The 18156-nt window shown below is 59.1% G+C and carries 17 protein-coding genes; 8 read left to right on the top strand and 9 right to left on the bottom strand.

The annotated features are described in order from the left end of the window. Positions 1-182: 182 nt before the first annotated feature. Positions 183-815 carry an isochorismate family cysteine hydrolase YcaC gene (gene ycaC, locus AACY11_RS24260; RefSeq protein WP_339433754.1) on the bottom strand — a complete coding sequence of 211 codons (633 nt, stop codon included), beginning with the start codon at positions 813-815 and terminating at the stop codon, positions 183-185. A gap of 390 nt (positions 816-1205) precedes the next feature. Here ycaC and AACY11_RS24255 point away from each other — a divergent pair, with 390 nt between their 5' ends. The 6 genes from AACY11_RS24255 to katG all read left to right on the top strand — a co-directional run bounded on the left by AACY11_RS24255 (position 1206) and on the right by katG (position 7955). Further along, on the top strand, positions 1206-1811 hold the full coding sequence (locus tag AACY11_RS24255) for an SCO family protein (protein ID WP_339433753.1): 606 nt from the start codon (positions 1206-1208) through the stop codon (positions 1809-1811). After that, positions 1811-2290 (top strand): copper chaperone PCu(A)C, encoded by a 480-nt coding sequence (locus tag AACY11_RS24250; RefSeq protein ID WP_339466413.1) that lies wholly within the window; start codon positions 1811-1813, stop codon positions 2288-2290. Before AACY11_RS24255 ends, AACY11_RS24250 begins: the two co-directional genes overlap by 1 nt. A 149-nt stretch (positions 2291-2439) precedes the next feature. Then, positions 2440-2814: a hypothetical protein gene (locus AACY11_RS24245; protein ID WP_339466415.1), complete on the top strand. Its 375-nt coding sequence runs from the start codon at positions 2440-2442 to the stop codon at positions 2812-2814. Then, a complete protein-coding gene (locus tag AACY11_RS24240) occupies positions 2811-3005 on the top strand; it encodes a helix-turn-helix transcriptional regulator (protein ID WP_339466416.1) in 195 nt (64 codons plus the stop codon). Before AACY11_RS24245 ends, AACY11_RS24240 begins: the two co-directional genes overlap by 4 nt. Before the next feature lie 337 nt (positions 3006-3342). Then, complete coding sequence (locus AACY11_RS24235) at positions 3343-5553, top strand: LTA synthase family protein (RefSeq protein ID WP_445261967.1); 2211 nt, start codon at positions 3343-3345, stop codon at positions 5551-5553. 131 nt (positions 5554-5684) lie between these two features. Beyond that, positions 5685-7955: a catalase/peroxidase HPI gene (katG, locus tag AACY11_RS24230; protein ID WP_339495885.1), complete on the top strand. Its 2271-nt coding sequence runs from the start codon at positions 5685-5687 to the stop codon at positions 7953-7955. 110 nt (positions 7956-8065) lie between these two features. Here the strand turns inward: katG and pepN are convergent, their stop codons facing one another. The 6 genes from pepN to AACY11_RS24200 are packed head-to-tail and all read right to left on the bottom strand — an operon-like array spanning position 8066 to position 14583. Then, positions 8066-10723 carry an aminopeptidase N gene (pepN, locus tag AACY11_RS24225; protein ID WP_339495884.1) on the bottom strand — a complete coding sequence of 886 codons (2658 nt, stop codon included), beginning with the start codon at positions 10721-10723 and terminating at the stop codon, positions 8066-8068. A gap of 10 nt (positions 10724-10733) precedes the next feature. Beyond that, the gene (locus AACY11_RS24220; RefSeq protein WP_339433748.1) at positions 10734-11564 is read right to left on the bottom strand and encodes a DUF2797 domain-containing protein; all 831 of its coding nucleotides are present in this window, start codon (positions 11562-11564) and stop codon (positions 10734-10736) included. After that, on the bottom strand, positions 11561-11821 hold the full coding sequence (locus AACY11_RS24215) for a YeaC family protein (protein ID WP_320328438.1): 261 nt from the start codon (positions 11819-11821) through the stop codon (positions 11561-11563). The genes AACY11_RS24220 and AACY11_RS24215 overlap by 4 nt, the downstream gene beginning before the upstream one ends. Positions 11822-11855: 34 nt before the next feature. After that, the gene (locus tag AACY11_RS24210) at positions 11856-12725 is read right to left on the bottom strand and encodes a rhomboid family intramembrane serine protease (protein ID WP_339495882.1); all 870 of its coding nucleotides are present in this window, start codon (positions 12723-12725) and stop codon (positions 11856-11858) included. Further along, entirely contained in the window at positions 12722-13696 is a 975-nt protein-coding gene (locus tag AACY11_RS24205) for a metallophosphoesterase (protein WP_401159898.1), read from the bottom strand. The genes AACY11_RS24210 and AACY11_RS24205 overlap by 4 nt, the downstream gene beginning before the upstream one ends. Then, positions 13693-14583, bottom strand: a complete 891-nt coding sequence (locus tag AACY11_RS24200) for an NAD(+) kinase (RefSeq protein WP_221733429.1) — start codon at positions 14581-14583, stop codon at positions 13693-13695. The genes AACY11_RS24205 and AACY11_RS24200 overlap by 4 nt, the downstream gene beginning before the upstream one ends. Before the next feature lie 115 nt (positions 14584-14698). Here AACY11_RS24200 and AACY11_RS24195 point away from each other — a divergent pair, with 115 nt between their 5' ends. Continuing rightward, the gene (locus AACY11_RS24195; protein ID WP_339495880.1) at positions 14699-15649 is read left to right on the top strand and encodes a DUF1853 family protein; all 951 of its coding nucleotides are present in this window, start codon (positions 14699-14701) and stop codon (positions 15647-15649) included. 61 nt (positions 15650-15710) lie between these two features. Here the strand turns inward: AACY11_RS24195 and AACY11_RS24190 are convergent, their stop codons facing one another. Both AACY11_RS24190 and AACY11_RS24185 read right to left on the bottom strand, forming a co-directional pair. Further along, complete coding sequence (locus tag AACY11_RS24190) at positions 15711-16994, bottom strand: arsenic transporter (RefSeq protein ID WP_339433744.1); 1284 nt, start codon at positions 16992-16994, stop codon at positions 15711-15713. A 161-nt stretch (positions 16995-17155) separates the two neighbouring features. Further along, positions 17156-17713 carry an NADPH-dependent FMN reductase gene (locus AACY11_RS24185; protein WP_339495879.1) on the bottom strand — a complete coding sequence of 186 codons (558 nt, stop codon included), beginning with the start codon at positions 17711-17713 and terminating at the stop codon, positions 17156-17158. Positions 17714-17896: 183 nt separating this feature from the next. Between AACY11_RS24185 and AACY11_RS24180 the strand changes: the two genes are divergently transcribed. Next, on the top strand, positions 17897-18133 hold the full coding sequence (locus tag AACY11_RS24180) for a hypothetical protein (protein ID WP_221733433.1): 237 nt from the start codon (positions 17897-17899) through the stop codon (positions 18131-18133). Positions 18134-18156 lie beyond the last annotated feature (23 nt).

The raw sequence follows: 18156 nt of genomic DNA, 5'->3' as shown, positions 1-18156 counted from the left end.
TCTACTTGGTCGACAACTGACAATTTAAAAGTCAGCGTGTAATCGCGCTGACTACGTTTTGCGCCCGTATCCATTGCACCCTCCTGATAAGAAGCCAGAAGGTGTAAACCTTATTCAGGACGAGACATTGCGACGTAAAAAGCCTGCTTTTCAGGGCAGGCTTTTCGTGTGACGCGGCTCGCTTACTTCTGTTGAGCCGTCAGCGCCGCATAGCCATTCATCAAATTGCGGTAGTTCGGAATCCGCTGCGACAGCAAATGACCCAGGCCTTCAATGTCGTTGCGCCAGTCGCGGTGAAGCTCACAGGCCACCGAGAACCAGTTCATCATCTGCGCGCCGGCCTGGGTCATGCGACTCCACGCGGCTTGTTGCACGGTGGTGTTGAACGTGCCGGACGCATCAGTCACCACGAACACATCAAACCCCTCCGCCAGCGCCGACAGGGTCGGAAACGCTACGCACACATCCGTCACGACACCGGCGATGATGATCTGTTTGCGACCGGTGGCTTTGATTGCTTTGACGAAGTCTTCGTTGTCCCAGGCGTTGATCTGCCCTGGACGAGCGATGTAAGGCGCATCAGGGAACATCTCTTTCAACTCCGGTACCAGCGGACCGTTCGGGCCTTGCTCGAAACTGGTGGTGAGGATGGTCGGCAACTGGAAGAACTTCGCCAGATCGGCCAGCGCCAGCACGTTGTTCTTGAACTCGTTCGGCGAGAAGTCCTGCACCAGAGAAATCAAACCGGTCTGGTGATCAACCAGTAGCACTACGGCGTCGTCTTTGTTGAGGCGGTTGTAGGTTGGAGTGTTCATCTGTGCATTCCTTTTTAGTTGTGGGGGGTCTTGTTGCGTTCAAGATGGGCACAGATTACTGACGCACCGCGGCGAGATAAATCGGCTGAAAAGCGTTTAACTGTCAACTCAGAAAGGACAATTGGCATTGGATAAAGGGCGGTGACTACAGAGCCAATCTATTCGAACTCCTGTCACGGACCCGTCCTCAGCGACGACCTCGCAACGTCAAATCTGCAGGAGGCTATCGCGCTATCTCTCGTCACTTTTTCTTACACCTTTTGTCACCCTGCGACACCCTGTCCGCCGATCCGCAGCCGGCGTCTGCCTTCAGTTTGGTATGATGCGCCGCTTTTACGGTTAACCCCCCGCCAGTCCTGCCGACTGACGGGCTGCAAAAGGCGGTATTAGATGACGGCTTTGTTGACTCGCCGCAAGGTGCTTGCGGGAATGGGCGTGCTCGGGCTTGGCCTGCTCGCCGGCTGCGACACCCGCGGCCAATTGTCGTACAAGTACGGCAAGGATCTGAGTAACAAGATCATGGGACGCACCTTCAAACTGAAGAACACCGACGGCGAAACCATGACCCTGTCGAGCTTTCGCGGCCTGATGCCAATGGTGTTCTTCGGTTTCACCCAGTGCCCGGCAGTCTGCCCGACGACCTTGGCCCGTGCGGCAAAAATCAAAAAACTCATGGGCCGGGACGGCGATCGCTTGCAGGTGATCTTCATCAGCCTCGACCCCGAGCGCGACACGCCAGAGATTCTCGATGCCTACATGAAGGCCTTCGACCCGACCTTCGTCGCGCTGTACGGCACGCTTGAAGAAACCAAGGCCACGGCCAAGGAATTCGACGTGTTCTTCGAGAAGGTGCCGGCCGGCGACACCTACACCATCTCGCACACCGCCACCAGTTATGTCTACGACTCGCGCGGCGAACTGCGCCTGGGACTGTCCACCTCACTTTCGGCAGAAGAATGCACGGAAGATTTGCTAACTGTTATGGAGGTTTGCTGATGCACCCCGTTCTGAACAACATCAAACGCACCGTTTTCGCCCTTTCGTTGATGGGTCTGGCGTTTCAGGTCTCGGCGCAGACCAAGGTCGACGACGCCTGGGTACGTGCGACCGTGCCAACCCAGACCGCCAGTGGCGCGTTCATGACCCTCACCGCCGACAGCGACAGCAAGCTGCTCAGCGTCGCAACGCCCGTGGCCAACGACGTGCAGATCCACGAAATGACCATGAAGAACGACGTCATGAGCATGGGCCCGGTGAAGTTCGTCGAACTGCCGGCCGGCAAAGCCGTCAAGCTTGATCCGAACGGCTACCACGTAATGCTGATGGGCCTGAACGGCCAGCTCAAAGAAGGCGAAAGCGTGCCGCTGACCCTGACCGTTGAGAACGCCAAGGGCGAGAAAGAAACCATCGAGGTTAAAGCGCCGGTACGCGCGCTGACCAACATGGAAGGTCACGATCACAGCAAGATGCATTGATCTGACTTTACGGCAATAAAAAACGGGGCGGCATGATAGACGATCATGCCGCCCATTTTTTTGCGGATGTAAAGTTTATGGAAAGCGTGCTTTACACCAAAGAATTCATCAGAGAGGATGTAAAGGGTCTTTTACACAGGAAGTGAAGCATGAAGAGTTTTAATCGCGAAATGGCCGCTGCGATGGCGCTGTACATATTGGTATTGCTGACATCGCAATTTGCCTTGCTGTATTTCGCCGACGCCAGCTTTTGGCTGCGTACCGTCATCACCCTGTTGCCCATTATTCCGGTCGGTCTGTTCTGCTGGACTATCGTGCGTGACATGCGCCGTCTCGACGAAATGTACCTGCGCATCCAGTTCGAAGCCCTGGGCTTTTCTTTCGCCGCCTCAGCCCTGCTGACCTTTACCTACGGCTTTCTGGAGACCGTCGGTGCACCGCACATCCCTTGGTTGTGGGTCTGGCCGGTGATGGGCCTGATGTGGATGATCGGTTTGCGCTTCGCCAAGCGTCGCTACCAATGAAAAACCGCCTCAAGCAATTACGCGCCCAGCGCAAATGGTCCCAAGTCGATCTGGCGGAGCGCCTGAACGTGTCGCGTCAGACGATCAACGCCATCGAGAATGAACGCTACGACCCGAGCCTGCCGCTGGCGTTTCAGATTGCCCGGGCGTTCGAGATGACGATTGAAAGCATCTTTGATGATGAAGCTTGAGCCGATAACTCGCACAAAAGACAGGCACTCTGCAGAACGGCGTGGCAACCACCACGCCGAAGTGGTCGTGTGAATCGCAGCGTTTAACACATGCTGTCATGCCGGTTCTAAGGCGCACTAAATAAGATGAAACAATAAATCTGCTGCCGAGATACTGCATCAACATCGCCGATTGCCAGCCAACACCAACGTCAGCTAGAGCTTATGGCGTTTCGCGTAACCCCAAACGGCTCCGAAAACCAATCAACTGCACGTTTAAAACAACGATCAGACCGCCCACCCTTGCTATCATCACCCACACTTTTTTTACGATTTGATGACTGGAAGGTCTTTTTTTGTGAGCGCTCTTTTGAACGGGTTTCGACACCCACACGCCCGCCTCTTTTCCCTGATCGTTCTGGTGCTGATCGTGCCAGTGTGCCTGCGCGCGGCACTCGGCTGGTCGACTCCGCTGGGTTATTTGTCGGATCTGGCGATCGGCAGTTCGCTGGTGATTTTGTTGCATCGTCGCGCGTGGTGGCTGGCATTGCCGCTGCTGCTGTTCTGGGGCTTGCTCGCGGTGGCGACCGCCGAACTGGTCAGTGCCGTCGGTCGCCTGCCCAATCCTTCCGATCTGCATTACCTGTTCGATCCGCAGTTTGTCGAGAACTCCAGTGGCGCAGGACTGGCGCATCCGGCGGTGGGCATTTCGTTGCTGCTGGCACTGTTGCTTTGGCTGCTGGCGCAGTTTGCCGCACGCGGCATTGTCCGTCCTGCCCTGCCCCGTGCGTTCTGGAGTGTGCCGCTGGTGCTGTTCGCTGTGCACTGGGGCGCACAGAACCTGTGGCCGAGCGAGGCCGATCCTTGGCGTTTGTACAGCCTTTCGCACCATTTGCTAGCCACTGAGGTCGCCGATGTGCAGATCCGGGCCGAGCAATGGCTGGACGGCGATGTTGTGGAAACCACACCGGTCATGACCGGACTCACCGACGTCGACCTCAACGGGCAGAAACTGCTGAATGCACCGGGTCGGGCACGCAACGTGCTGATCATCACCCTGGAAGGCATTCCCGGCGCTTACATCCGCGCCAACCGCGAGGCCATTGGCAGCCATTATCAGGAAGACCTGATGCCCAATCTCAGTCGCTGGGCCGAGCGCGGCATGAACACACCTGACTACGTTGTGCACACACACCAGACCATTCGCGGTCTGTACGCCATGCTCTGCGGCGATTACGACAAGCTCAACAACGGCACGCCCAAAGGCGTGGAAATGCTCACCCTGAACGAGCGCAATCAGGCTTGTCTGCCGGCGCAACTGCGCGCGCACGGTTTCAGCACCCACTATCTGCAAGGCGCCGGCCTGCGTTTCATGGCCAAAGACAAGATCATGCCGCACATCGGTTTCGATGCGACCCATGGCCTGGAGTGGTTCACCAACGCCAACTATGTGGAATTTCCGTGGGGCAAGGATGACAAGGCATTCTTCGAGGGCGCGCTGAGTTATGTCGGCCAACTGGAAAAGCAAAAAAAGCCGTGGATGCTGACATTGCTGACCGTAGGCACGCACCAGCCCTACTCCGCACCGGAAGAATATCGGGAGCGCTACGAAACGCCGAAGCAGGCGGCGGTCGGTTATCTCGACGATGCACTGGAGCAGTTCCTCAGTGGCCTCGAACGCCAGGGCGTGTTGAAAGACACGCTGGTGGTGATCACCTCCGATGAGTCCCACGGCATTGATGGCGTGCGCCTGGCTTCGTCATGGGGTTTCAATCTGACGTTGGCACCCGAGCAGGAGCAACTCCCGCGCCTCAAGGCCGGGGTGTATGGCCATGTTGATTTGAGCACCTCGATCCTCGACTACTTCGCCCTGCCAGTACCTCACTCATTGAGCGGCCGTTCGCTGTTTCGCGATTACGATTCCGGTCGTGAAATGATGTCGTTCACCAACGGCAAGCTGCGCTATCACGATGGCCACGGTATGTTCTCCGAATGTGACATGCCGCGCCGCTGCCGCTATTACGAAAGCGCCGGTTTCATAGCCGACAGTGCCACGTTCAAGGGCACCTACAGTGGCCATCGCGCCCGACAGATCGCGGCGCGCGCCGATGCGCTGGACCTGTCCCTGCTGCGCACGCCGCTCAATCACCGCTATCAGTTCGGCAGCACCAACGTCATCGCGCTGCAGGCACAGATCAATAATGACTGGGCCGACAATCTGATCGGCGCGCAATACCTGGAAATGCCCAAGGGCTCGTACACCCGCGTACGCATGACTGTCCGTTCGCTTGATCCGCACCAGGTCGCGTACATTCAGCTCAAAGCCAAGGAATTCGAAAAAGAGGTGCAGATCGGGTTGCCGCCAGAAATGGTCGCCACGGCGGATCAGCCGCTGGAGATGGATTTCAGCTTCGATAATCCGCAAGACCGCAAGGCTTTCTCCTTCCATTTGCTGGGTTATGGCTCGGGCGCTGTTGAAGTCACGGATTTCAGTGTGATCACCGAGCTGCCAGGGCAAGAGGATCTGCTGGATGAAGTGCCGGAGGATGAGGCCGCACAGTCGAGTTGACACCGCGTTAAGAGGTTCTGCCTATCAGCGTCCAATAGTCGGGCTATTAGCCGACTCGTCAAGTCGGGTCTAGCCTTACAAGTCCGAAGTCGGCACGAGCCGGCCGTAGACGACCTGATAAGGACCCGAACATGGCAAACGAATCGAAATGCCCGTTCAACCACGCCGCTGGTGGTGGTACGACGAACCGTGACTGGTGGCCGAATCAACTCAACCTGAAGATCCTGAGTCAGCACTCGCCCAAGTCCGACCCACTGGGCAAGGACTTCGACTACGCCAAAGCCTTCAAGAGCCTGGACTTCCAGGCGCTGAAACAAGACCTCAATGCGTTGATGACCGACTCCCAGGACTGGTGGCCGGCGGACTTCGGCCACTATGGCCCGCTCTTCATCCGCATGGCCTGGCACAGCGCCGGCACCTATCGCACCGCGGATGGCCGCGGTGGTGCCGGATCGGGCCAGCAGCGTTTCGCCCCGCTCAACAGTTGGCCGGATAACGTCAGCCTCGACAAGGCCCGCCGCCTGCTTTGGCCGATCAAACAGAAATATGGCCGCAACATTTCCTGGGCCGACCTGATTGTCCTCACCGGTAACGTCGCGCTTGAATCCATGGGCTTCAAGACTTTCGGTTTCTCCGGTGGCCGCCCTGATGTGTGGGAACCGGACGAAGACGTGTACTGGGGTTCGGAAAATGAATGGCTGGGCGGTGATAGCCGTTATGGCAAGGACAAGGCCGCCATGCAGGAACCCGGTGACGGCACGCTGGTAGCCGAACCGGATCTGCACGGCAAAGAAGAGAGCCGCACGGATCAGGGCGAGCGCACTCTGGAAAACCCGCTTGCAGCGGTGCAGATGGGCCTGATCTACGTCAACCCGGAAGGTCCTGAAGGCAACCCTGACCCCGTGGCCTCGGCCCACGACATTCGCGAAACCTTCGCCCGCATGGCCATGAACGATGAAGAAACCGTGGCCCTGATTGCTGGCGGTCACGCCTTTGGCAAAACCCACGGTGCCGGCCCTGCCGATAATGTCGGCCCGGAACCGGAAGCCGCCGGACTAGAAGAACAAGGCCTCGGTTGGCGCAACGCGTTCGGCACCGGCAAGGGCGGCGACACCATCACCAGCGGCCTCGAAGTGACCTGGACCACCACGCCGACCCGGTGGAGTAACAACTACCTGGAAAACCTGTTCGGTTTCGAGTGGGAACTGACCAAAAGCCCGGCCGGTGCGCATCAGTGGATTCCGAAAAACGGCGCGGGTGCAGGCACCGTTCCCCATGCCCATGACCCGAGCAAAAAACTCTCGCCAACCATGCTCACCTCTGATCTGGCGTTGCGCTTCGACCCGGCTTACGAGCAGATCTCCCGGCGTTTTCTGGCCAATCCCGATCAATTGGCCGACGCCTTCGCCCGCGCCTGGTACAAACTGATCCACCGCGACATGGGTCCCCTCTCTCGCTATCTCGGCCCGGAACTGCCCAACGAAGAACTGCTGTGGCAAGACCCGATCCCCGATGCCACTCACCCACTGATCGATGAAAACGACGCTGGCGCATTGAAGAGCAAAGTGCTGGCATCCGGTCTGTCGGTTTCGCAACTGGTCTCGACGGCCTGGGCTGCCGCTTCGACGTTCCGTGGCTCGGACAAGCGCGGCGGCGCCAACGGTGGCCGTCTGCGCCTGGAGCCGCAGAAGTCCTGGCACGCCAACCAGCCGGAACAACTGGCCAGCGTGCTGAAAACCCTTGAGGGCATTCAGAACGCGTTCAATGGTGGTGCATCGGGCAAGAAAGTCTCGCTGGCAGACCTGATCGTGCTGGCCGGCAATGCCGGGGTCGAGCAAGCGGCGAAAAATGCCGGGCACTCCGTCACCGTCCCATTCACACCGGGGCGTACGGACGCCTCGCAAGAGCAAACCGATGTGGATTCATTCGGTTTTCTCGAACCAATCGCCGATGGCTTCCGCAACTACAGCAAAGGCAAATACACGGTGTCGGCCGAGGCGCTGCTGATCGACAAGGCACAACTGCTCACCCTCACCGCGCCGGAAATGACCGTGCTGCTGGGTGGGTTGCGGGTGTTGAACACTAACGTCGGGGGAAGCCGTCATGGCGTGTTCACCCACCAGACCGAAGCGTTGACCAACGACTTCTTCACCCACCTGCTGGACATGGGCGTTGAGTGGAAACCAACGTCAAAAGCGGCGGACGAGTTCGAGGGCCGCGACCGTAAAACCGGCAGCGTGAAATGGACGGCGACGCGGGTTGATCTGGTGTTCGGCTCCAACGCAATATTGCGGGCGCTGGCGGAGGTGTATGCCAGTTCGGATGCGAAGGAACAGTTCGTCAAAGACTTTGTCGCCGCCTGGACAAAGGTGATGAACCTCGACCGGTTTGATCTGAAGTAACGCAAAAACTATGGGAGCGGGCTTGCTCGCGAAGGCGGTGTGTCAGGTAACAACTCTGTGCCTGACACACTCTCTTCGCGAGCAAGCCCGCTGCCACATTTAGATCCGCGTTAAGCCAGGCTTTTGCTGACCACCTCATAGACGTCGCTGGACAACTGACCTGAAGCCAGAATCCGCTCCAGTTCGGTTTTCATCAGCGCCTGCCGCGCGCTGTCGTATTTGCGCCAGCGCGTCAGTGGCGCCAATTGCCGCGAGGCGATCTGCGGGTTGAAGCCGTTCAGTTCGATCACCAGATCCGCCAGGAAGCGATAACCCGAGCCATCCGCCGCGTGGAAGTTGATCAGGTTCTGTCCGGCAAACGCGCCGACCAGCGCACGCACCTTGTTCGGGTTTTTGATGTTGAACGCTGGGTGCTGCATCAACGCCTTCACGCGCTCCAGACCGCCCGGCAACGCGCTGCCGGCCTGCACACTGAACCACTGATCCATGACCAACGGATTGTCCTTGAAATGCTCGGCGAAACTCGCCAGCGCCACGGCTTTCTGTTCTTCGAACGGCGAGTTGACCAACACTGCCAGCGCCGTCAGGCGCTCGGTCATGTTATCGCTGGTGTCGAACTGTTCCAGCGCCGCCGCCAACACTTCTGGCTTGCCGCTGAGCATCAGGTACGACAGCGCGATGTTCTGCAACGCACGACGGGCGAAATGCTCGGCCTCGGCCACATACGGGGTGTTCTTCGACAGGTCGCGGTTGGCCTGATAACGCAGCCACAGCGCTTCGAACAGGTTGTCCGCCAGTTGTTTGCGGGCAAATTCGCGCGCGATATGGATAGCTTCGACATCCGCTATTTCGCTGATTTCGGTGAGATACGCCTCACCCGGCAGCGAGAGCATTTCCGCGACCATCGCCTGATCCAGCGATTCGTCGCACAGCACTGTGCGCAACGCGGTAATCAAGCGCGGGTCAAGCACCAGGCTTTCGCCCTTCTGCTGTTGAGTGATCAGCTCTTGCAGCACCTGCACCGACAGTTGCTGGCCGGCATCCCAGCGGTTGAAGCCGTCGCTGTCGTGCTGCATCAGGAACATCAGTTGATCGCGGCTGTACGGGAAGCTCAGTTTCACCGGCGCCGAGAAACCACGCAGCAGTGACGGCAACGGCTGTTCGCTGATGTCGATGAAAGTGAAGGTCTGCTCGGCTTCGGTCACGGAAATGACGCGAGTGGAGCCTTGGGCAGCGGCTTCACCAGCCAGCCGCAGGGCAATCGCGTTGCCCTTGCTGTCGAGCAGGCCCAGCTCCACGGGAATCAGGAACGGCAGTTTTTCCACCTTGTCCGGTGTTTCCGGGCAGCTCTGCCGGAACGTCAGGCTGTAGGTTTTCGCGGCGGCGTCGTAAGACTCGCTCACCGCCAGACGCGGTGTGCCGGCCTGGCTGTACCAGCGCTTGAACTGGGTCAGGTCGACGCCATTGGCATCTTCCATGGCTTTGATGAAGTCGTCGCAAGTCACGGCCTGGCCGTCGTGGCGTTCGAAGTACAGATCGCTGCCCTTACGGAAGCCTTCGGCGCCGAGCAAGGTGTGGATCATGCCGACCACTTCCGAGCCCTTTTCGTACACGGTCAAGGTGTAGAAGTTGGAAATTTCGATGAAGCTGTCCGGACGCACCGCGTGGGCCATCGGGCCGGCATCCTCGGCGAACTGATGGGTACGCAGGTACGCCACGTCCTGTATGCGCTTGACCGTGGCGGAGTTCATGTCGGCGGAGAAACCGGAATCACGGAACACGGTGAAGCCTTCCTTGAGCGACAGCTGGAACCAGTCGCGGCAGGTCACGCGGTTGCCCGACCAGTTGTGGAAGTATTCGTGCGCGACAATCGCCTCGACCCGCTGGTGCGCGGCGTCGGTGGCGGTTTCGGCGCGGGCCAGTACGGCGCTGGAGTTGAAGATGTTGAGGCCTTTGTTCTCCATCGCGCCCATGTTGAAGTCGTTCACGGCGACGATCATGAAGATGTCCAGATCGTACTCGCGACCGTAAACCTCTTCGTCCCAGCGCATCGACTTCTTCAGGCTGTTCATCGCGTGCTGGCACTTGTCGATGTTTTCCGGCTCGACGTAAATGCGCAGCGCCACATTGCGCTCGGTCATGGTGGTGAACGTGTCTTCAACGCACCACAAGTCACCGGCCACCAGCGCGAACAGGTACGCCGGCTTCATGAACGGGTCTTCCCAGGTCGCCCAATGCCGGCCGTCTTCGCCCGGGCCGGAAGCAATCGGATTGCCGTTGGACAGCAGCACCGGATAGCTGTGCTGTTCGGCGACCACCGTGGTGGTGAACTTGCTCATCACGTCCGGGCGGTCGAGGTAATAGGTGATCTTGCGGAAACCTTCGGCCTCGCACTGGGTGCAGAACATCGTGCCGGACTTGTACAGGCCTTCCAGCGCGGTGTTGGTTTCCGGATGGATCTTGACGCTGGTGTCGAGCGTGAAGGTTTCGCTGGTCGGTTGCAGGGTCAGTTCGTTTTCACTGAGCTGATAGTCCGCAGCGCTCAGTTCCTGATCGGCCAAGGTCACCGACAGCAATTCCAGTTGCTGGCCATCGAGCACCAGCGGCGGCAGGCCCGGGCCACGCGCCGGATTGCGGCGCATCACCAATTGCGCGTGGACCAGGCTGTGATCCTCGAACAACTCGAAGGTCAGGTGCGTTTCGTCGATCAGGTACTCGGGCGCCTGATAGTCCTTCAGGTAAATCATCTTCGGTTGTTCGGTGCGCATGCTGGAGTCCTTACTGATGCACGGCGAGCTGATAAGCCGTGTACTTACGAATGTTGATCACGCCGGTGTCGAAGATCAGGTACTGGCCCTTGATCCCCAGCAGCGTGCCTTCGGCAATCGGGTTCTTGTCCAGGTTGAAGCTGACGATTTTGGCCGGGTATTGCACGACCGGATAGCGGATTTCCAGCGGTTCGACATCGGGAATCGTCTGAATGGCCTGTAGGCCGAATCGCTCCTGCAAGCCTTGCAGGCCCTCGGCGCAGGTGTCGAGCAACTGATCACGCACCTGTGCCAGATCCACGGCGACGGCATCGCCCTTGAGCAGTGCACGCCAATTGGTCTTGTCAGCCACTTGGCTACGCAACAGATCTTCGACGAAGCCCGATTGCTGCCGCGTGGCGACGCGGATGATCGGCAACGCCTGACTGGCCCCCTGATCGAGCCAGCGCGTCGGCAATTGGGTAGCACGAGTGATGCCAACCTTGATCCCCGACGAATTGGCCAGGTAAACCACATGGTCCGTCATGCAGAACTGCTCGCCCCACGCCGGATCCCGGCAGGTGCCGGCATCATAGTGGCAGCGCTCCGGGCTCATGATGCAGATATCGCACTGCGCCAGCTTGGTCATGCACGGATAGCAATAGCCCTGACTGAAACTGGTTTTGGTCTTGCGCCCGCAATGGGTGCAATGGATCGCCCCCAGGTATTCAAGACGCACCGTGGTGCCGATCATGGGATTGACCGGCACCTCGACGTCATCCAGACGAAACGCGTATTGCACGTTCGGCCCGTCCAGGCGCGCCGACATTTTGCTGATTGCACCGCGGCCAATCTCGATCAATGGATGGCATCCGACTTGAACAGAATATTCGGCACTTCGATCGACTTCGACGCACATTCCTGCGGGCCCATGTAACCGGTGCGCTGTTCTTCAGGCAGGTTCTGGATTTCCCAGGCGATCATCGCCTGCAGCGACAGTTCGCGCTGTTCGGCGGTGAGTTTGCCACCGTCCGACCACTTGCCGATTTCCACGGCCAGCTTCAGGCTCTCGTAGATGTCCGGGGTAATGTTGTTGATCATGTCGTTAAAAGAGGACATCAGGGTCTCCGTGCTCTTTATCTACAGAAAAATTTCAGGCGGCCAGTTTACGGCGGTTATACAAACCACCCAACAAACCGGTGAAGCATCCGATGAGTAACCCGCCGACGTGGGCGGCGTTGGCGATTTCGCCGAAACCGATCATCGAGATCAGCCCGGACATGCACACCAGCAACCACACCAGCATCATCACCAGCACGCCACGCGGCAGACGATAGGCCGGGTTCGGCGCCAGCAACTGGAAGATCCAGCAATGCCCGAGCAAGCCGTACAGCACGCCGGACAGGCCGCCGAACAGGGTCGCGCCGCTCCAGGCAAATTGCGCGTAGTTGGAGACAAGGCTGAACAGCAGCGTCAGGCCGATCAGGTTGATGCTGCCCTGACGCGACTCGATACGCCGGCCCAGCTCCCAGTACCACATACCGTTCATGGCCAGGTGGAGAATGCCGAAGTGAATCAGCATTGGCGTAAACAAGCGCCACCACTGCCCCGCCGCCAAGCTATCAGCCAGCGGCGTGAAATGGATGTAATCGCCGACCACCCGAAAATCGAGAAAGGTGAGCCAGCGCAAGGTCTGCAGGTTTTCGCCCAGGTAAGTCAGGCCGCCCACAATCAGGCACAGCAGCAGGATAAACCCCGTGGCTTTGGCATATTTCAACTGTTCGACGAAGCTTGGACGCTTGAGTGTCTGGGCCACGGGAATGTCCAGTTGCTGATCTGGATCGCCGGCCGGGAAGCGTTCGTAAAGCGAGCGCACGTCTTCGCTGATTTCCGCAGGCGCCCACAGCACTTGCTCGCCCGCCTCTTCGCTGACTCGATGTGGCACTTGCATCCGTTGCAGCAACTGGACAAAACCACTCAAATCCACCGCCAGTGGCAAACGCAATACCGCTATCGCACTCATTGCAGCACCTCCGGCCGCTCGACATCGACCCAGACGAATTTAGCCGGATCGAGGCGGGTTTCCTGATCCAGACGATAGGCGACGAGTTTGCCGTAGAGCACCGCGCTGTAATCCAGACACGCGAGGTTGGGGCGGATCGGCGCCGGTTTGCCGCTGCGCCAGTAGTGGCCGACGAACAGCAACGGCTCGTCGACGCCATAGCGCAGCAGGGAGTTTTTTTCGGTAGAGGTCAGCGGCGTCCGTGCCACCGGTTCCGGCAGCGCATCAGGCTGGAAGACGATGTCGCCGTAGGTTTTCGGATCGTCTTCCCAGAACTTGGTGCGGAAGAACGAACGCACCAGACCGTCGCCACTGGTCATGGTCTGGCCCCCGGGCAGGCGCATGTCGGTGCCACGCAGGAGGCGGTCGAACACCGTGCAGGCAAAGCTGCCGGGCACCGCCGAAGCCTGGAGGAAATGCTCATCGATACGCGCATCGGGAAACAGGCCGCGCAACGGTTCGATCAGGCCGGCGTCCCAGCAGGCATGCACGACACGGAAACGCCCGGCGTCCACCACCAGCGGCAGTTCATAGAACCACTGCTGAAAGTCGTGCCAGTCGCCGGGATGATCTTCGAACTGAGTCAGGGTTTCATGAAGCAAACGCGCATGACGCGGCGTGTGCTCACGCACGAACTGCTTGCCGCTGCCCGGAGGCGCCGGGGTGCTCCAGCCCAGCGCATTGAATTCGTGGTTGCCCATGATGCACAACGCCTGACCGGCCTCGACCATGTCATGAACGATGTGCAGCGCCTCGCGAATCCGCGGGCCACGGTCGATGATGTCGCCGACGAACACGGCCATGCGCGATGGATGCCGCCAGACCCCGCCCTGCTTGTGATAACCGAGTCGGTCAAGCAAGTGTTCCAGGGTCAGGGCGCATCCGTGCACGTCACCAATCAGGTCATAACTGCGCGCGGGATCGAGCATCAGTCGCCTCCACCACCCAGCTTGCTGCCCCAGCCGAGCTTGGTGCGGCAGACTTCGTAGTAGTTGTGGTCGAGCGGGTGAATCAGTCGCAGCTTCTGCGCTTTCTTGCTGACGGTGATGGTGTCGCCCGGCGCGCAGGTGAAGTGGTTCTGCCCATCGCAGGAGACCTGCGGGTAGATCTGCATGTTTTTCGACACGACGATTTTCAGCTCACTGTTGCCATCGACCACAATTGGCCTGCTCGACAACATATGGGGGTACATCGGCACGATCACAATGGCATCGAGTTTGGGATGCATGATCGGTCCGCCGGCAGACAGCGCATAGGCGGTAGAACCGGTGGGCGTGGCGACGATCAGGCCGTCAGCCTTCTGGCTGCAGACGAACTGGCCGTCGATGTACAGCTCGAACTCGATCATCCGCGTCGACTTGCCAGGGTGCAACACCACGTCGTTCAGCGCATCGCCCTGGCCGATGGCTTCGGCATGGCGGCGGACTTCGGCTTGCAGCAAAAAGCGGTTTTCCACCAGGTAATGGCCGTCGAGCACCTTGGCGACTTCGACTTCCAGCTCATCGGGGCGAATGTCGGTGAGGAACCCGAGGCTGCCACGGTTGATCCCGAGCACCGGAATGTTGTGCCGCGCCAGCGCCCGGGCAGCGCCGAGCAGGCTGCCGTCGCCGCCGACGACGATGACCATGTCGCAGACTTCGCCGAGCATCTTGCGCGACGAAGTTTGCAGGCCGTGGCCGGGCAGAACTTCAGCAATGGTGTCTTCGAGGATCACATGCAGGTGACGATCGAGCAGAAACCGTTTCAGTCGGCGGACGGTATCCAGCACCTGGGAACTGCCCAGGCGACCGATGATGCCGATATTGCGAAATTGCTCCATGGGACCTCTGCGGACAATCGAAAACGCGAAAAGCACGATTATGGGCGAAAGCCTGCGATAGACAAAATCCTTTCAGCCTCAAGGGTGTGCCCGTGTTTAAGGCTATGCTCGCAAGATGATCCTATTTCCTGACTTGCTCCAGTTGCCCCACCAGTTACGCCATCCCGAAGTGCGCGATCTGGCGTGGGTGATCCTCGCCCCGCCGATGCTGGCCACAACGCCATGGCCGCAGCGTCATCCGCTGGCCGGCAGCGATTGGGTCGCCGATCCCGAGCGCCTGGAACACTGGCTGCGTCAGCTCGACCGTGACAGTTACGGATTGCTGCACTGGCTGTCCCAGGCACGCACGCGGCGGTTGGGCCTTTATTACGAGCGGTTGTGGCAGTTTGCTGTGCAACATGCACCGGGTATCGAACTGATCGCCGCCAACCTGCCGATTCGCCGGGGTGGCCATACCCTCGGCGAACTGGACATGTTGCTGCGTGACCGCGACGGCGTGCATCACCTGGAGCTGGCAATCAAGCTCTACCTCGGCCCGCAAAACGGCGATGGTCATGATCCGGCGCAATGGCTGGGGCCCGGTTGCCATGATCGACTGGATCGCAAGCTGGCGCATCTGGCCGAGCATCAACTGCCGATTTCCACGCGCCCGGAAAGTCGCGAAGTCCTGGCAGCGCTGGATATCGAGGTGTTCAGTGCGCAGCTGTGGCTCGGTGGTTATCTGTTGTATCCGTGGCCGGGGCAAGCGCAATCGCCGCGGGGTGCCCACCCACAACATTTGCGCGGCAGTTGGTTGCATCAGAAGGATTGGCCGGCGTTCGTCGCGCAACGCCCGGCCGGACGCTGGCAACCCCTGCCCCGCCATGCCTGGCTGGCACCGGCGCACTACCCGGTGGAACAGACCTGGAAGGAAGAACACTTGCAAATGTGGCTGGAGGGTTTGGAACCGCTAGCCCCGGCGCAGTTGATGGTGCGGCTGATTGAGAATGCGCGCGGGGAATGGGAGGAAGCGGAGCGGTTGTTTCTGGTCTCGGATCTTTGGCCGAATGTGCCTGGCCAAGCCTGAAAATTTGCAGTGCCTGTTCGCCACCCATCGCTGGCAAACCAGCGATGGGTGCCGACTCGGTCTAAAGGGATAACCGCACAGCCAAAGCCGCCAACGTCACCAATAAAACCGGTGCCGTCAGCACAATCCCCACCTTGAAGTAATACCCCCAGCCAATCCTGATCCCCTTGCGTTCCAGCACGTGCAGCCACAGCAACGTCGCCAGACTGCCAATCGGCGTGATCTTCGGCCCCAGATCACTGCCGATCACGTTGGCATAGATCATCGCCTCCTTGACCACCCCGCTCGCCTGACTGGCATCAATCGAGAGCAGCCCGATCAAAACGGTCGGCAGATTGTTCATGATCGAGGACAACAACGCGGTCAGCACACCGGTGCCCATTGCCGCACCCCATACGCCATGACCGCCGAAAACATCCAGCCAACCCGCCAGATACCCGGTCAACCCGGCATTGCGCAGGCCGTAGACAACCAGATACATGCCTAGCGAGAAAATCACGATCTGCCACGGTGCTTCTTTCAGCACCTTGCGCGTTGAAATCTTGTGACCACGGGCGGCGATACCCAGTAACAGCGCGGCGCAGACCGCCGATATCGCGCTGATCGGGATGCCCAGTTGTTCGAGGAAGAAGCAGCCGATCAACAGGATCACCAACACCCCCCAACCGGCGTAGAACGTCGCTTTGTCGTGAATCGCAGTGTGCGGCAGTTCAAGCTGTTCGGGGGCGTACGCCTTGGGAATGTCACGACGGAAAAACCACAGCAACATCGCCAGCGTCGCGGCGACGCTGACAACGTTCACCGGCACCATGACCGCCGCATAGCGATTGAAGCCGATATTGAAAAAGTCTGCCGAAACGATGTTGACCAGATTCGACACCACCAGCGGCAGGCTCGCGGTATCGGCAATGAACCCGGCACCCATGACGAACGCAAGGGTGGCCGCCGGAGAAAAGCGCAGCGCCAGCAACATCGAAATCACAATCGGCGTGAGGATCAGTGCGGCACCGTCATTGGCAAACAATGCCGACACCAGCGCACCGAGCAACACCATAAAGGCAAACAGCTTGCGCCCGCTGCCCCGCCCCCATCGCGCCACATGCAGCGCGGCCCAGGCAAAAAACCCGGCCTCATCGAGTAACAGGCTGATGATGATCAGCGCGACGAAGGTGCCGGTGGCGTTCCAGATGATTTGCCATACCAGGGGGATGTCGCTCAGATGCACCACGCCGAAGATCAGCGCCAGCACGGCGCCCAACGTCGCACTCCAGCCGACGCCAAGACCTTTGGGTTGCCAGATGACAAGGGTGATGGTCAGCAGGAAAATCAGTGACGCAGCGAGCATTCTCGACAGCCTTCAACAATCAAATGGTTAGGGATCCACATGTGGGAGCGGGCTTGCTCGCGAAGGCCGCAGGTCAGACAAAAAGTTGCTATCTGACACTACGCTTTCGCGAGCAAGCCCGCTCCCACAGTTTCCGGTGTACATCCGGAGAAACGATTAACTCATTTCTTGTGTTGTGCCACAAAGAGCCCGTACGCATCGATGAACTTCTGCAGAAACGGTTTCACCGTCTCACTCAGCTTGCCCGCCTCATCAAACGCCGACCCCGCACCGCCCAGATAGGCCTCTGGCTGCTGCATGCAGGGCACGTCGAGAAACACAAACGACTGACGCAGATGCTGGTTCGCGCCGAAACCGCCGATCGCACCTGGCGAAACACTGATCACCGCGCCCGGCTTGCCGCCCCAGACGCTCTTGCCGTAAGGCCGCGAGCCAACGTCGATCGCATTTTTCAACGGTGCAGGCACCGAGCGGTTGTACTCCGGCGTCACAAACAGCACCGCGTCGGATGAACCCACCTTTTGTCGAAAAGTGCTGTAGGCTGCCGGCGGTGAATCACCGTCAATGTCTTCGTTATAGAGTGGCAGATCGCCGATTTCGACAATCTCAAGCTTGAGGTTAGCCGGAGCCAGCTCGGCCAGTGCAAGGGCGACTTTACGGTTGATCGACGCTTTGCGAAGACTACCGACCACTACGGCGACGTTGTAGACATTGCTCATGGAAGACTCTCGATTGTCAGTGGAAGAAGCCAGTAGTTATAGATGATTCGATGACAGTTTCACCAGCGGACTCGGGAAATACCCGCGTGCTGATTATTTTTCTCCTGTAGGAAAACTTACAGGCCTTGATGACGGTCTACCAAGCCGCAAATCAAGCGTTTTATCTCCAGAGGTTCTAAGCAGATGGCAGCAGTACTGGTCGGTCAGTTCCATGCAAGAGATGCGGAAGGCCGCGTTTATTCGGTGCATGAGTTCCAGGAATCCACTCCGTCAGCGGACGGTTTTACCGGCTCGGAGCCTGTCACCACATACAAACTGGCCATTGGCGATCGCGTCAACAAGGTCAGTGACAACGAGTTTTTGCTGGTTCAATCGGGTGTCACCCTGACTCGCGAACCTGAACCAACCGTCGCTTCATAACTGACTGTTATGAGCAGAAGTCA

The organism is Pseudomonas sp. RA_105y_Pfl2_P56 (assembly GCF_963970845.1).
In the GTDB taxonomy this organism is placed as follows: domain Bacteria; phylum Pseudomonadota; class Gammaproteobacteria; order Pseudomonadales; family Pseudomonadaceae; genus Aquipseudomonas; species Aquipseudomonas baetica_A.
Note: the sequence above shows the minus strand (reverse complement) of the source record. Positions and strands in the feature narration are given on the sequence as shown.

What these genes read in the sequence shown, in the direction of transcription:
- ycaC (WP_339433754.1), bottom strand. Translation starts at nt 815, where the DNA reads ATGAACACTCCAACCTACAACCGCCTCAACAAAGACGACGCCGTAGTG.
- AACY11_RS24255 (WP_339433753.1), top strand. Translation starts at nt 1,206, where the DNA reads ATGACGGCTTTGTTGACTCGCCGCAAGGTGCTTGCGGGAATGGGCGTG.
- AACY11_RS24250 (WP_339466413.1), top strand. Translation starts at nt 1,811, where the DNA reads ATGCACCCCGTTCTGAACAACATCAAACGCACCGTTTTCGCCCTTTCG.
- AACY11_RS24245 (WP_339466415.1), top strand. Translation starts at nt 2,440, where the DNA reads ATGAAGAGTTTTAATCGCGAAATGGCCGCTGCGATGGCGCTGTACATA.
- AACY11_RS24240 (WP_339466416.1), top strand. Translation starts at nt 2,811, where the DNA reads ATGAAAAACCGCCTCAAGCAATTACGCGCCCAGCGCAAATGGTCCCAA.
- katG (WP_339495885.1), top strand. Translation starts at nt 5,685, where the DNA reads ATGGCAAACGAATCGAAATGCCCGTTCAACCACGCCGCTGGTGGTGGT.
- pepN (WP_339495884.1), bottom strand. Translation starts at nt 10,723, where the DNA reads ATGCGCACCGAACAACCGAAGATGATTTACCTGAAGGACTATCAGGCG.
- AACY11_RS24215 (WP_320328438.1), bottom strand. Translation starts at nt 11,821, where the DNA reads ATGTCCTCTTTTAACGACATGATCAACAACATTACCCCGGACATCTAC.
- AACY11_RS24210 (WP_339495882.1), bottom strand. Translation starts at nt 12,725, where the DNA reads ATGAGTGCGATAGCGGTATTGCGTTTGCCACTGGCGGTGGATTTGAGT.
- AACY11_RS24200 (WP_221733429.1), bottom strand. Translation starts at nt 14,583, where the DNA reads ATGGAGCAATTTCGCAATATCGGCATCATCGGTCGCCTGGGCAGTTCC.
- AACY11_RS24195 (WP_339495880.1), top strand. Translation starts at nt 14,699, where the DNA reads ATGATCCTATTTCCTGACTTGCTCCAGTTGCCCCACCAGTTACGCCAT.
- AACY11_RS24190 (WP_339433744.1), bottom strand. Translation starts at nt 16,994, where the DNA reads ATGCTCGCTGCGTCACTGATTTTCCTGCTGACCATCACCCTTGTCATC.
- AACY11_RS24185 (WP_339495879.1), bottom strand. Translation starts at nt 17,713, where the DNA reads ATGAGCAATGTCTACAACGTCGCCGTAGTGGTCGGTAGTCTTCGCAAA.
- AACY11_RS24180 (WP_221733433.1), top strand. Translation starts at nt 17,897, where the DNA reads ATGGCAGCAGTACTGGTCGGTCAGTTCCATGCAAGAGATGCGGAAGGC.